Here is a 14196-nt window from a genome sequence, read left to right as displayed (position 1 = left end):
CTGCCAAGCGCACGAAGGGTGCGTTCGCGTCGGGTTCGGCGTAGACAGCGACACTGGTGAGGCCGGCGTCCGCTGCAGCCCTGATCACCCGGACTGCGATCTCGCCGCGGTTCGCGACAAGCACCTTGGTGATACGCGCACTGGCATGGCTGGGCACTGAGCCTCCTGTGGTTTCAAGTTGTTCGAGCGAAGATCACTGCGACACGATGTACGGACGTCTCTTCGGAGTGTAAGCACAGACACTCCTGCATCCGAAACTGGATGGCGGTTATCGGGAAGCTCCCCAAAAATCCCGACGAACGCTACTGATTGGTAGCAATGGGCCCTGCTCGGGTGGGTAGGGCAGCCGTGCCGGTGTCGACCACTTCGTCGACAACGCGCCGAAGTGCACCGACGTACCGGTGAACGTTCGCCGTCGCCAACTCCGTGTTGGGGTAGCGAGCAGCGATGTTCACGCCGCGGGGGGTCCGGTTGATCCAGATGTACACATTGTGTTCGTACTGCTTGCTACGCAGCGCTCGTGCGTTCCAGTCGTGCCAGTGCTCGGCCATCGGAGCGAAGCGCACGTCCATGAACGACACGACGAAACGAGGCGTCGCCGACGTGCCGAGAGCGCGGAAGACGCGATCGAGTGGCACACGCGCGATCGGCTTCGTCGTCGTCACCTGTTCGGTCGCCTGTGCGACGACGGCACCGAAGGAGTCGGCGTCGGCGATGTCGATCGAGAGCGGGCACAGCCCGACGAACCATCCGAGCGACGCCACCCACTCGGGCTGGTCCCGGGTGTGCACCGGAGTGATGGTTCGGAACTCGGTCTCACCCGACAGTTCTGCGCTCGCCACCGCGAGCGACGCGAGCAAGCCCGAGAACAAACTGTGCCCGGTCTTGCGGCACGCCACCGAGAACGCGTCGGCACGTTCGGCGTCGAGAATCCACGCCGAGAGACCTCCTTGCGGGCTCGCGATGCTGTTCGGCTCACCGATGTCGAGCGGGAACGCCGGCAGCTCGCCGTGCCCCTCGTCGAGAAACCGCCTCCAGGTGACGACGGCATCGTGCGTGTGCTCGAGTTCCGCATGCACCTTGCGCTCGGACACGCCGAAGTCCAGGTAGCTGCCCGTCTCGAACAAGGCAGCGGGCGGGCCGCCCGTGGCTTCCGTGTACAGCGCGGTGATCTCGTGTGCGACGAGGACCGTCGACAGGCCGTCGATGATCGAGTGATCCGCGGCGAAGAAAACGACGACCTTGCCCTCGGTCCCGTATGCGCCGTCCGACGGCAGGGGCTCGAGCGTCACGAACGCATAGGCAGGCCAGGCGAGTGGGGAGGTGTATTCGTCGAACAGATAGTGCAGGTGCTCGAAGACCTCGCTCGACTGCTGGCACGGCTCCTGCTCGACCTGCCAGATGTCGACGGCACCCTTGGCCGCGGTGACGCGCGAAAGCGTTCCTTGTTCCTCGTCGATGGACGCGTGCGACCGCATCGACTCGTGGCGGTCGATCCACGCCAGCACGGCCCGACGGAACGCAGGCTTGTTCAGTGGGCCTGGCATCTCGAATGCGGCACCGAGCCAGCTCTCCCGTCCACGCCTGGGGCTCGCGAGGCTGGTGCGGAGGTGTGCCTCGTGGACGTACGACGTCGGACGGTCGTCCGGCCGCCATCCGGCAAGTGCAGGAGTGGTTGCGTGCGGACCCACGCTGGGGATCCACTCGGTGATGGTCCCGGCGGGAATGGCGTAATCCGCCAGCTCGGTGAACTCCATCCGACGAAAACTCAACTCTCACTACGAGTGCACCGACGAGGCAGAGCCACAGATGAGCAGTGCCACGGAAGACTGTGCTGGACACGGAACCGCCGACGAGCATACAGATCGGCAGGTGTATCGATCAAGACGACCCCGAACAGGTACACGGGGTCGTCCTGCACACGGCTTTGCTACTTCAGGTGCCGCTTGATGCGCGTCAACATCGCCGACATCCCGCGCAGCCTGAGTGGACTGACGGCGTCGCCCAGTCCGAGCGCGAGATAGAAGTCGTCGGGAACGTCGATGATCTCTCTCGCGCTGTGCCCGTCGAGGCCCTGATGAAGGATCGACGCGAATCCGCGCGTCGTGGGCGCTTCGGGGGGCGCACTGAAATGCAGCTTGACGCTGTCACGGTCGTCGGCGTCGACGGACAGGAACAACGGGGATTGACACTCGGGTACCGGCTCCATCGCCGCCTGCTCCAGGTGGGCAGGCAGCGGCGGAAGCTCACGGCTGAACTCGAGCAGCAGCTGCAGTTTGTCCTGACCGTCGACCGCCGAGAAATCCTCGACGATCTCGGCCAACGATTCGGGTAGATCCGACATGACTTCAGGCTCTCGTTCCAGCAGTTCGTTCTAGGACGTCGAAGGTGCGTCGCCGGGCTCGTCGCCCCGGGCGATGGGCACGCGCACGGCGTTGCCCCATTCGGTCCACGAGCCGTCGTAGTTGCGCACGTTCTCGTGGCCGAGCAGGTGCGTCAACACGAACCAGGTGTGGCTGGAACGCTCACCGATACGGCAGTAGGCGATGACTTCGTCCTGCGTCACGACGTCGGCGTAGATGTCGTCCAGCTCTGCGCGGCTGCGGAAGCGACCGTCACCGGCTGCAGCCTTGGCCCACGGAATGCTGACGGCGGTCGGGATGTGGCCACCGCGCAGCGCTCCTTCTTCTGGGTAGTCGGGCATGTGGGTGCGCTCGCCGGTGTACTCCTGCGGCGATCGCACGTCGACGAGAGGAACGGTTCCCAGGCTCGACAACACGTCGGAAGCGAACGCGCGAATCGGAGCGTCGTTGCGCGGGGAGACCGGGTAGTCGGTGGCCGGGTAATCGGGGACGTCGAGAGTGGTCTCGCGGTTCTCGGCGAGCCAGGCGTCACGACCACCGTCGAGCAGGCGAACGTCCTCGTGGCCGAACAAGGTGAAGACCCAGAGTGCGTATGCGGCCCACCAATTGCTCTTGTCGCCGTAGATGACGACCGTGTCGTCGCGCGAAATTCCCTTGCGGCTCATGAGCGCCGCGAACTGCTCGGCGTCGATGTAGTCGCGGGTGACCGGGTCGTTGAGGTCGACGTGCCAGTCGATCTTGACGGCCCCGGGGATGTGGCCGACGTCGTACAGAAGAACATCTTCGTCGGATTCGACGACCTTGAGACCGGGCGTGCCGATGTGGGCGTTCAACCACTGAGTCGACACGAGGCGGTCCGGGTGCGCATAGTCGCCGAACGTCTGGGTGGGGTCTGCTGCTACGGGCACGTCTTCTTCGCTCCTACAGGTCATCGGAACCGAACTGTCTCTTCTCGATCCTAGGCTGTCGGTCCGACTAGTGAGAGTTCATCCACGTCGGCAGTGGTGACGGCATGTGCAGCAAGCACCCGGGCGAGTTCGGTCGCGACGTTCTCGACGACGCGCTTGGCTTCGGGAGTGTCGGGGAATCGTGAACGGAGCGACAGACCGTTGCTCGTACGCGACACCCAGAACTGTGCGTCGTCGGCCGTCGTGACGTTGCTGATGTGGTGCGCGTTCGACCGTGCGCAATCTGCGCCCGGCACGCCGCGATAGTCGATGTAGGACACCATGAACACGTCGTTGCGGGTACGACGGAACTTCTCGCCCAGAACCTCGAGAACGCGGGGGATCGGTACCGCCGCGAGGGGAAGCGCGGCGCGGAACGACGCGTGCGCGTTCGTGACCGTTTCTTCGAAATCGGTCCCTACCGTGACGGTCATGGGTGCGTTCGTCGTGAACCAGCCGACGGCTCGCGCCCACTGCGGGTCTCGACGCGTGTGCAGTGGGAAGAGAAGCGGGAAGCGCTTCGGGCCGCCGATGTTCGACGACGCCTGCGCCAGCGCAGCGACGACACCGGTGAACATTCCTGCGCCGAGTTCACGGCAGCCGGCCTCGAATCGCTCGGCCCGGTCAGCGGACGCGATGGTGTGCACTGCGGTGGCCTGTGGTGCGGACTGCCCCAGGGACACACCGAGATCGAACGGGAACGCAGGCGTGGTGCCGCCGCACTCGTCGACGAACCGGGCCCAGTCGGCGACGCGCGGATCCGCGAGATCGGCTGCGGGCGTGTCGGCTTCACCACGGCAGTACTCGACGAAACTGCCCACCGTTTCGAGTGCATGCGGCCGCCCGGTACGCCGGGATGCGTAGAGCGCTGCGATCTCCTCGGCGGCCACGGTCATCGACATGGCATCGACATGAGCGTGATCGAATCCGCACAGAATCGTCGACGTATCGGGACGGTCCACGGCGGCAAGCGAATACGATGGGCTGCGGGACGGGTGGCACAGGGCGTTCATGCGCGCACGCACGTGCATGCTGAGCTCCGACGGGCCGAGCATCGGCGTCCGCTGCGGGTGACCGGCCTCGACCTCGGACGGGGCGTGGACGCGACGTCGAACTCCCGTGTCGTCGGCGAAGAAGGACGTGCGTAGAGCCGGGTGTCGTTCGACGAACTGCTCGAACGCCCAGGACAAGGCGTCGACGTCGATGCGTCCCGGCACGTCGAAAGCGACGGCGATCCACACCGTCGTCGTGTCCTCGGAGCCGGTCCCGAGTGCGGCCGACAGATGGAAACTCTGGTTGAAGGACGGTGCGACGTCGGAGTGTATTCCATCGCCGATCGACACCGGCCACTCGAGGTATGTGCCTGCAGCTCCGACGTATTCGGTGATCGACGTGACGCGCATTGCTCAGTGCCCCGCGACGGCCGCCACGCCCTCGGGCACCGTGATCGTGTAATCGCCTTCTCGCGCGATGTTGTCGAACACCGTCTGCAGGTGTGCGTGGTAGCGCTCGACGGATGCCGCCGCTACGGGATTGTCCGGAACCTGCGCGCACAGATAGAAGTGATCGGCGTCGCGGTTGATCCACATGGACGCGTTCGCCGTGGTGCCTTCGCCGGTGAAGTGTTCGGCTCTGGCGTCGGCGGAACGTCCGACGCCGGGGAACCACCGGAAGTCGATGTACGACAGCATGTTCGGACTCACGGCGAGCTCGCTGCCCAGGGTTCCGTCGGACGCGAGAGCGCCGAGCACCGCGTGCACCGGGGCGGCGGCGACCTGCTTGGACTTCTCGAACGCATCGTGGGCTCGAACCGCGACGTCGGCGAACGTGGACGCGTCGCCGACGGGAAACGCGACAGGTGCGAAGTTCACGAACCACCCCTGCGACTGGCCGTAGTCACCGAGATGGCGCGTGCTGAGTACGGTGATGCCGAAATAGTCCCGTACTCCGGCGAGTTCGTAATCCGTGATCGCGACAGCGGCGAACACGCCGCTGCTGATGCGAGCTCCCGCGGATTTGCACGCCCGGTCGAGGGCTGCCGTGGCGTCGGCATCGAGCAGATACCGCTCGACGATCCTGACCGGTCCGCGTTCGCCGTCCGCGAGGCCGAGATCGAGTGGGAATCGTGGCATCTTGCCCGCGTTCTTCGCGAAGATCTCCTTCCACGCGAGAATCTCCGGCGACGTCGGACCGTAGTGCGCTGCGCGAGCACGTTCGTCGACTGCGTAGTCGAGGTGACTTCCCGCCTCGGCCGGTGCAGGAACCGATTCGCCGATCTCGAGTGCGTACAGGTCGGCGAGTTCGCTGATCACGAGCGCCTGCGAACCGCCGTCGGTGAACGCGTGATCGGCCGCGTAGTAGAGCGTGAAGCTGCCTGCGCGCTCGACGGCGCCGACGACGAAACCGGGCCATTCGAAAGGCGTTGCCTCGCAGCCGAACCGGGCCCGGACGTAGGTTTGGAACTCGGCGTCCGTCTCGAACGTGCCCGCTTCCGACGGCGCGAACGACGCGACGTCCGAGGAACCCAGATGGCGCGTCACGGCGCCGTCCTCGACGTCGAACCAGCATCGAAGTAGCTCGTGCCGCAGCACGTATTCGGACAGTGCGCGAGAGAGCGCGTCGCGGTCGAGGACGCCGTCGATCTCGGTGGCTACACCGGTGTACGCATGATGATCGTCGCCGCGCGCCGCTGCCGCGGCGACCGCACGCAGGTGGTCTTCCTGGAGGAACGACGGAGGCGCCGGGTGAACGGGCGCCGATCCCGCCGCAGCCAGAGCCTCCGGCGTCGGATGCCACTCCAGTAGCAGTCCGGGTGCGGGCTTCCAGTTGCTCATCGCGGTGATGATCATGCGTGCGTTCTCTCCTCCTGGTGGCTGGTCGGTTGGGTGCGACGACTCAGTCGCCGACTGCTCCGACGGTCTCGACCATCGCGTCGAGTTCGTGTGTCGGCTCTTCGATGACCGCCATCAGGACCGAGACGAATTCGGCGATGAACCGGTGGACGTTGGTGGCCGCGATGTCTCCGCTCGGGAAACGCGTCGAGATGTTCAGACCCTGGAGGGTGCGGTTGACCCAGAAGTAGACCTCGTCCTCGGCGTGGCACTCGCTACGGAGTGCGCGACCCTTGCGCTCCTGCCACTCCTCGGCGTCGGGGAGGAAGCGCAGGTCGATGTACGAGACGACGAAGCGCGGGACCTCGGTGGACGTCAGCAACGACGCGACACGCGAGTACGGGACCGACGCGAGACCTCGGTGTTCCTTTCCTGCTCGCGCTGCACAGTCGAGCGCTTCGGCGAACGTTCCGGCGTCGCCGAGGTCGATCTGCATGGGCAGGATGCCGACGTACCAGCCGACGCTCGCAGCCCACTGCTCCTCCGACCTGGTGTGCATGGGCATGATCGTGCGGAACTTGTCGTTGCCGCTCAATCGTGCGCCGACGAGTGCGAGTGCGGCGAGGACACCGGACTGCATGTTGTGGCCCGCCGCCTTGCAGACCGCGTTGAATTTCTCGACCTGCGCGGTGGTCAGCAGCCACGACGAGACGCTGCTCTGGCGCGTCGCGAGGTTCGTGGGGGCGGAGCCGGAGCCCAGGGGTAGCGGGAAGGACGGGAAGCGGCCGTTTTCGGCTGCGAGGAAACGCTCCCACGCCAGGACCGCGTCGTGCTCGGCGGTCAGTGACTCTCCGAGCAGACGCTCGCTCGCCGAGAAGTCGACGTAGCTGCCGACGGCGGGAAGGTTGTGCTCGGTGCCGTCCAACGCCTGTGCGTACAGGCGGTCGATTTCGTTGATGGCGTAGATCTGGCTGTACGCGTCCATCACCGAATGATCGGCGGCGAAGATCACGAGGAACTTGTCCTGCTGCGGCGCGCTGGCTGCGACGTGCGGTTCCGGTACGACCGTCGCCAGCACGAAGTGCGGCCACGTCGTGGGCGAGACGACGTCTCTGAACCAGGACTCGAGGTGCTCGAAGACCTGCGTCTCGGACTTCGGCTTCTCGTCGTGACGATCGGCGACCGTCACTGCACCGACGGGAACCGTGTAGCGATGCCACGCCCCGGAATCGGCGTTGCGCTCGACGCGTGTGCGGAACGCTTCGTGCCGATCGATGTACGCGACGATGGTGCGCCTGACGGCCTCGACATCGTAGCGACGGTGGATCTCGAACACCGTGCCGATCCACGAGCCGTCGTTGCCGCGGCCCGCGTGGTCTTCGTGGGTGAAGGACATGCCGCGATCGTCCTGACGCCACGCGGCCTCGTCGACCACTCGGGGAACCCATTCGCTCAGTCGCCCGGCGGGCAACGGGTAGTCGGCCAGTTCGGTGTATTCCATCGGGTGTCGTCCAATTCCGAGCTAGGCCAGTCGTCGCTGGCAGTGGTCTGAAAGCGTGGCGGTGGTCCGAAAGCCTGTCGTATTCGTCGATACGCATTCGATTCGCCCCGACGCGGCCGAATGCGGTTCTTCATCAATCGACGTGCACGAATCAGCCGTGAACGATCGGCGTTCACGACGTGCGATCCACGAACACACTAAGTCGAGCGGGTGCATAATTCGCATCGCACGAGAGTGTTGTTCGTCACGGAACGAAAAGCTTGACCCTTCCAGCGAGTGGTGCAGCCGCCCACGAAGCGCTTTCGACAGTCCGAAACAGGTTAACGGACAGTAAATTTCGCCGATCGCAGAGTCGAGGGTCACTCTCCCGAGGTCTTCGGTGAGGACCTGTCACATAATTCCGCGGACCACCGATCCATCCGATGCGCAGCTCCGAATTGTATGTCTGCGACGTGATATTCGGGCGCGCGTTATTCGCGCGACGAAATCTCCGGAGACATTTCGGCGAGACGCTGTAGTACATTTTGCCGATGACTCGAATCGGATTCGCCGATCACCTATTCCTCAGAATGCATCACGGAATCGGTAATCCAGTCTTCAATCAGTTGGTGTGGTGGTTTCAAGATCGACTACCGAGCGCCGCGTTGGATTCGTTCCACCGGAATCTGTCCGCGGGGCTGCTGTCGCGCACGGTGAGCGCACCGGTTCTGCCCACTGCGCGACATCGGTGGACGGCGTCGGCGGACGCGCTGCCGATCGACCGTGCCTCCGTTCCGATCGACCCGAGTGTCATCCGGTGCTGGGCGGAGCAACGGATCAGCGAGGACATCGATCCCGAACGTGGACTGGGGTGGCAGTTGTCCACGGCACCCGTCGTCGGCGGCGGAACGGTCCTCTCGCTCGTGTGCTCGCACATGGTTGCGGACGGCGCTGCGACGATCGCCGCCGTCCGGCAGGCGAATCGCGATACTGCGAGCGTGTCCTCCGCCGACCTGGGCGTCGAGCCATCCGTCGTCCGAGGGATCGTCGACGACGTCTCCGACTCCGTGGCGCAGATGAAGCCGATCGCGTCGTGGGCGGCGTCGAAGCTCGTGTCGACCGTACGGGGTGGGGACGCGACGCCGCCCGCGCCTGCGCGCGAGAAGCCGCGTCGCAGCGATGTCGAAGCCAACATCGAAGCGTGGAGCCCGCCGTACGTCGTCGTCGAATGTCCTGCTGCCGAGTGGAATGCGGCCGCCGCCGAGTGGGGCGGGACCTCCAACTCGCTCCTGATCGGCGTCCTGACCGCCGTGTCGGAAGCCGCAGGACGAGCGCAGCCGGGCGACGAGCTGCGATGGTCTCTCCCGTACAGCACCCGCGACATCGACGACGTGTCGGCCAACTCGACGAAGATCGTGCCGGTGTCGGTGCCCGTCACGAGCGCCGAGGACCGTGATCTGACACGGATCAGGAAGGCGAGCAAGACGGCGTTCGTCGACTTCGCAGCGCGTCAGGCCGCGGGAGAAGGTGGTTCCACTGCCGCGGCGATACCGCTTCCGCTCGTTCAGATGCTTCCCGATGTCGTCGTGTCGCGCCTGCCGCAGCCGTCCGACGGTTCGGAAGGGTTGTGCTCCAGTCTCGGTCGGCTGCCGGACGACGTGACGACACTGGGAGGAATCCGTGCGCGCAGCGTCGCGGCGCGCGCGACGTTCCACGGTGCCGACGCCGCCTTCGCCAGGACGCTCGGTGGCGGCTCGACGGCGTGGGCCACCGAAACGGCGGATTCCGTGACGATCACGGTGCACGGGATGGATCCCGATCGGATGACGAGCGACGAGCAGATGCGCGAGATCGTCGCCGACGTTCTCCGGCGGTGGAAGATCACCTGCCGGTTCTGGTGATCGAGCTGCTCCCGTCGGCGGCGGACTCGACGAGGTCGGCAGCCGTGCTCAGTGCCTGCTGGGCCGGAATCGCTTCGGCCGCAAGGGCGCCGGCTGCCGAGACCGTGTCGTCGGTGAGTAACGAGTGGATCGCCTCGGTGAGTTCGCGGCAGTCGAGGCGCGAGAACTTGGAGGACACTCCTGCGCCAAGCCGGACGAGAGCTGCACCCCAGAAAGGCTGATCCGCGCTGAACCAGCACACCATCGTCGGCAGGCCCGCGCGGATGCTCGCCGCGGTCGTGCCGGCCCCGCCGTGATGAATCGCCGCACGGCACAACGGAAACACGGATGCGTGGTCGACAGGCCCGACGATGGCGACCGGCGATCCGTCGTCGATGCTCTCGTCGAGGGCGCTCCACCCCGAGCTGATCAGCGCGCGCTGTCCGGTGCGGTCACACGCGTCGGCGACGAGATCGACCAACGACGCGGGATCGGGCACGGGCATGCTCCCGAACCCGACGTACAGCGGGGGAGGGCCCGCGTCGATCCAGCGGCGCAGCGGTGATCCGTCACCGACGTCGGCACCGAGAGACGCTTGTGCCGAGGACAATTCGAGGAATCCGACGAACGGCCGCGTCGGACCCCATTCCTCGGCGAGACCGGGGAACAGCGCTCCGTCGTACGCCTGTATCTCGATGCCGCCGTACGCCGCGATGCGCTCCGGCAATGCCTGCGTCGCGTCGGGGAGGCCGAGCGCCGTGCGCTGTGCGTTCTCGCGCCGACGCATCGACCGCCACCGCATCGTCTCCAGCAGCGACCACGTCGCCTTGTTGACGACGGAGGGCAGGTGCCTGCCGGGTGCAACCGACATCGAGCCGTTGCGTCTGACGGGGCAGTAGTGCAGCGCCAGGAACGGAACACCCAGCGCCTCAGCCATATTGAACGTCATCTCTTGGCCGAGAGTCCCGGTGACGAGGGCGTCGGCGCCGCCGGACATCTCCGCGAGCTCCGACACCATCTCGTCCCAGCCGAGGTTGGCCAGTTCGGCCAGTGCGGCGAACCGCACACGGGGATTGCGCGACTTCAAGCGCACCCGCACCAATTCGGATTCGAGTACCGCTTTGGTGTCGGGGCCGAACGCGCGCACCGTGATTCGGCCCGGTCCGGCTGACACGCGTGACGACGCCGCGGTCGCGAAGGCCAGGAGGTTGGGCGGCGCGCCGAAGACGACGTCGTGACCGCGGTCCGCCAGTTCGATGCCGAGCGCGAGACCCGGTTGCACGTCACCACGACTTCCGGTGAACGGCAGGACGAACCTCATCGACGTATCCCTTCGGCCGGCGCGCGGTGGTGCGGCAGTGTGCCGACGCGCCTCGCAACCTATCAGTATGTGCGCGAGCTGGGTGTAAGGCCAACGGCCAGCGTATCTTTGGGTGAACGCACGCGCAGGCCGAGCGGTGTCGTGGTATCGACGCTAGTCTTTCTCGCGTGAATCGACTCACCTACGACGACGATCTGTTCCTCCGTATGGAATGCGTTCTCGACGTACCTGTCGTCAATCAGATCGTGTGGCGGTTCGATCGACCTGTCGCCGACGCAGCGCTGAACGAGATGTGGTTGCGCCTCGATTCGGGCCCGATCAACCGGACCGTCCACCGCGTCTCGGTTCCCGGTGCGCGTGACAAGTGGGTGCGTGCGGACGCTCCGTCGCTACCGCTGTTCGTCGATTCCGCGGTCGTCGCCGGAGCCGACGTCACCGAGTGGATGCAGCAGCGCGCGGCGGTCCGGCTCGATCCGGTGAACGGCCCGGTGTGGCAGCTCGCCACCGCGAGGCTGGACGACGGCGGGAGCGTCGTGTCGCTCGTGGCATCGCACGTCGTGGGTGACGGGGGTGCGCTGACGTCGTCGGCCATCGCGGCGCTTGCGGGCCCGGACGAGCCCGACGACTTCCGGACGGCCTGGGACCATGCGGGTACACACGATGTCCGTGACGCGGTCGGTCAGATCGCCGCGGCGGCGACGGGTGCAGTCCGAGCTGTCGGACGGACTGCGCGAGACTTCACGAAGAACAAGCGCAACACCGCGGTCGCCCGGACGTCCGTGTCTGCGGTTGCGACATCCATCACGGGGCCGTTCGTTCCGAGCACCGTTGTCGTGGACTGCGATACCGCTCGATGGAACGAAGCGGCCCGAGCGGTCGGCGGTAGCGCCAACAGTCTGCTCGTAGCAGTCGCTCTCGGGATCCTGACGTCCAGCGGCCGCGTCGACGAGTCCGAGACGGTCAAGGTGGCCCTCCCGGTCAGTACACGGGTCCCGGGAGACGTACGCGCCAACGCCACGTCCGGTGTGTCCATCCACGTCGACGGAGGCGCAGGATGGCGTACCGATCTCGGGCCCATTCGCCGGGACAGCAAGGCGGCGTTCACCACGTTGTCCGACGCGACCCGATCGACGTTCGAGCTCACCAAGCCGTTGATGCAGATGCTGCCCGACTCGATCGTCGAGAAGGCGGCAGCGTCGGGAACCGCGCCGCTGTGCCTGTGCTCCAATCTCGGGTCGCGAGGGGAGATGCTGCGCAGAATCGGCGACGTCGACGCACGGTCGGTCGCGATGCGATCCATCACCCAGAACACCACCGCAGAGTTGCTGCGTCGAACCAAGGGCGGCGTGAGCGTCTGGTGGAACACCTCGGGCGAGCGCGCCACGTTGTGCGTCACCGGTCTCGATCCCGACCGCTTTCCGACGCGCTCACATCTGCGCGCGTTGGTCGACGCAGAATGCCATCGATGGGAGCTGACTCCCGAGTTCTGGTGAGGCTATGCTTGTCCACCGATTCCGCTGTGGATGAAGCTAGTGCGCTCGAGAAGGGGTTGGAACATGGCAGTAGTCGTGTTGTTCGGTTCTGAGACCGGAACAGCAGAGGAAGTCGCGGACAAGATCGCGGAGGTCCTGTCGGACCACGACGCGGAGGTTCGGGACATGCTCGAGTACGAGGTCTCGGACATCGACGTGAACGACTTCCACGTCATCATCTGCTCGACCTACGGCGACGGTGAACTGCCGACGGGAGCCGTGCCGTTCTACGAGGCGCTCGACGAGGACGCGCCGGACCTGAAGGGTCTCCGCTTCGCCCTGTTCGGTCTCGGAGACCGCGTGTACGAGGACACCTTCAACCGCGGCGGCGAGATCATCGCGGAGAAGCTGGTCGAACTCGGAGCCGAGCAGGTGCACGAGCACGCGCGTCACGACAGCAGCTCCAACGTCAAGCCCAAGGCGCAGGCCGAGGAATGGGCACGCGAGCTCAGTGGGCTACTGGTCGGCTGACGACCAGATGTCGGCCAGCGACGTTCCTACTTCGGTGAGCAGCCGACGGACGAGCGGCAGACCGATACCGATGACGCTGGACGGATCTCCCTCGATCCGGTCGACGAACCAACCGCCGAGCCCGTCCAGCGTGAAAGCCCCCGCGACCGACAACGGTTCTCCGGTCGCCAGATAGGCCTCCAGATCCCCGGCCGACGGTTCGGCGAAATGGATTGTCGTGGAGCTGCATTCGGCAGCGACCGCGACCACACGACCACCGGAGACGCGCACGACGGCGTGGCCGGTGAGCAGATCACCGGACTTGCCTGCCATGAGCGCCCAGCGCTCACGAGCGACGTCGACGGTGTGCGGCTTGCCGTACAGAACCCCGCCGATGGACAGCATCGAGTCGCAACCCACGACGACGGCGTCGTCGAATTCCTCGAGGACGGCCTCGGCTTTCGCGCGCGCCAACGTCACCACGACGTCGTCGGGTGCAGGATCGTCACCGAGCTCGGCCGTCAGCGCATCTTCGTCGACGCCCGACACACGGACGACCGGCTCGACGCCCGCATGCCGGAGTACCTCCAGGCGTGCGGGCGACGCCGATGCCAGTACGAAACGCGTCACTGCGGTCAGTACCGCTGCGACGCCGCGTACGAGTACGGAGAGAACGGTCCGAACGTCCGATGCATCGACGCGGGCGTGCCCCACAGCTCGCGCGGACGAGTGTCCGCCGGTGGTGTCGACGACCCGGCGGCCGCGGCCAGAACCGTCACGAGCGCTGCGATCTCCTGATCGGAAGGATTGCCCTTCACGACGCGGATAGCCGCCTGCACCTCCTGTACAGCCTGTGCATCGGTGGCCTCTGTGGTGTTCTCGCTCATAGCGGGATGTTTCCGTGCTTCTTGGGGGGCAGGGTGACCTGTTTGCGTTCGAGCAGACGCAGTGCGGAGACGATCTGACCGCGGGTGTGGCTCGGTGGGATAACGGCGTCGAGGTAGCCGCGTTCGGCTGCGACGTACGGGTTGACGAGGGTGTCTTCGTATTCCTGCTGCAGCTTCAGGCGCAGCGCGTCGACATCTTCGCCGTTCTTCGCCGCTTCCAACAGCTGTTTGCGGTAGACGAAGCCGACGGCGCCGGAGGCGCCCATGACGGCGATCTGGGCGGTGGGCCAGGCGAGGTTGACGTCGGCGCCCATGTGCTTGGAGCCCATGACGTCGTAGGCGCCGCCGTAGGCTTTGCGGGTGATGACGGTGATCTTTCCGACCGTGGCTTCACCGTAGGCGTAGAGCAGTTTCGCGCCGCGGCGGATGATGCCGTTGAACTCTTGCCCGGTGCCGGGGAGGAAGCCGGGGACGTCGACGAGGGTGATGATGGGGACGTTGAACG

At 65.9% G+C, this 14196-nt stretch carries 14 protein-coding genes; 3 read left to right on the top strand and 11 right to left on the bottom strand.

Annotated elements, in window-relative coordinates; genetic code table 11:
* The 7 genes from DK926_RS26065 to DK926_RS26035 form a co-directional block, all read right to left on the bottom strand.
* Window positions 1-157: biotin carboxylase N-terminal domain-containing protein (locus tag DK926_RS26065; protein ID WP_133299117.1), on the bottom strand; the 157-nt coding region annotated here is incomplete at its 3' end.
* 145 nt (window positions 158-302) lie between these two features.
* The gene (locus DK926_RS26060; RefSeq protein ID WP_114332805.1) at window positions 303-1757 is read right to left on the bottom strand and encodes a condensation domain-containing protein; all 1455 of its coding nucleotides are present in this window, start codon (window positions 1755-1757) and stop codon (window positions 303-305) included.
* Window positions 1758-1930: 173 nt separating this feature from the next.
* A complete protein-coding gene (locus DK926_RS26055; RefSeq protein ID WP_068429544.1) occupies window positions 1931-2344 on the bottom strand; it encodes a SufE family protein in 414 nt (137 codons plus the stop codon).
* A 30-nt stretch (window positions 2345-2374) separates the two neighbouring features.
* Window positions 2375-3271, bottom strand: a complete 897-nt coding sequence (locus tag DK926_RS26050; RefSeq protein WP_114332804.1) for a sulfurtransferase — start codon at window positions 3269-3271, stop codon at window positions 2375-2377.
* 50 nt (window positions 3272-3321) lie between these two features.
* Entirely contained in the window at window positions 3322-4713 is a 1392-nt protein-coding gene (locus DK926_RS26045) for a condensation domain-containing protein (protein ID WP_114332803.1), read from the bottom strand.
* Between the two features lie 3 nt (window positions 4714-4716).
* Window positions 4717-6159 carry a condensation domain-containing protein gene (locus DK926_RS26040; protein ID WP_114332802.1) on the bottom strand — a complete coding sequence of 481 codons (1443 nt, stop codon included), beginning with the start codon at window positions 6157-6159 and terminating at the stop codon, window positions 4717-4719.
* Between the two features lie 46 nt (window positions 6160-6205).
* On the bottom strand, window positions 6206-7642 hold the full coding sequence (locus tag DK926_RS26035; RefSeq protein ID WP_068429540.1) for a condensation domain-containing protein: 1437 nt from the start codon (window positions 7640-7642) through the stop codon (window positions 6206-6208).
* A 530-nt stretch (window positions 7643-8172) separates the two neighbouring features.
* Here DK926_RS26035 and DK926_RS26030 point away from each other — a divergent pair.
* Entirely contained in the window at window positions 8173-9522 is a 1350-nt protein-coding gene (locus DK926_RS26030) for a hypothetical protein (protein WP_114332801.1), read from the top strand.
* Here DK926_RS26030 and DK926_RS26025 read toward each other — a convergent pair.
* Entirely contained in the window at window positions 9503-10822 is a 1320-nt protein-coding gene (locus tag DK926_RS26025; RefSeq protein WP_114332800.1) for a glycosyltransferase, read from the bottom strand. The genes DK926_RS26030 and DK926_RS26025 overlap by 20 nt on opposite strands.
* 167 nt (window positions 10823-10989) lie before the next feature.
* Here DK926_RS26025 and DK926_RS26020 point away from each other — a divergent pair, with 167 nt between their 5' ends.
* Together DK926_RS26020 and DK926_RS26015 are read left to right on the top strand one after the other, a co-directional pair.
* A complete protein-coding gene (locus DK926_RS26020; protein ID WP_114332799.1) occupies window positions 10990-12315 on the top strand; it encodes a hypothetical protein in 1326 nt (441 codons plus the stop codon).
* Window positions 12316-12378: 63 nt separating this feature from the next.
* Window positions 12379-12825: a flavodoxin domain-containing protein gene (locus DK926_RS26015; protein WP_068429536.1), complete on the top strand. Its 447-nt coding sequence runs from the start codon at window positions 12379-12381 to the stop codon at window positions 12823-12825.
* On the opposite strand, the gene DK926_RS26010 is transcribed toward DK926_RS26015, so the two are convergent.
* The 3 genes from DK926_RS26010 to DK926_RS26000 all read right to left on the bottom strand — a co-directional run.
* Complete coding sequence (locus tag DK926_RS26010) at window positions 12811-13434, bottom strand: nucleoside triphosphate pyrophosphatase (protein ID WP_068429534.1); 624 nt, start codon at window positions 13432-13434, stop codon at window positions 12811-12813. The genes DK926_RS26015 and DK926_RS26010 overlap by 15 nt on opposite strands.
* Window positions 13435-13439: 5 nt before the next feature.
* Complete coding sequence (locus DK926_RS26005; RefSeq protein WP_114332798.1) at window positions 13440-13691, bottom strand: acyl-CoA carboxylase subunit epsilon; 252 nt, start codon at window positions 13689-13691, stop codon at window positions 13440-13442.
* A partial coding sequence (locus DK926_RS26000) for a carboxyl transferase domain-containing protein (RefSeq protein WP_279387109.1) occupies window positions 13688-14196 on the bottom strand: 509 nt, incomplete at its 5' end. The genes DK926_RS26000 and DK926_RS26005, both read right to left, overlap by 4 nt.

The organism is Rhodococcus sp. Eu-32, from assembly GCF_003336925.1.
GTDB classification, from domain to species: domain Bacteria; phylum Actinomycetota; class Actinomycetes; order Mycobacteriales; family Mycobacteriaceae; genus Rhodococcoides; species Rhodococcoides kyotonensis_B.
The sequence above is the reverse complement of the archived record's forward strand: the minus strand, read 5'-3'. Positions and strand labels throughout refer to the sequence as shown.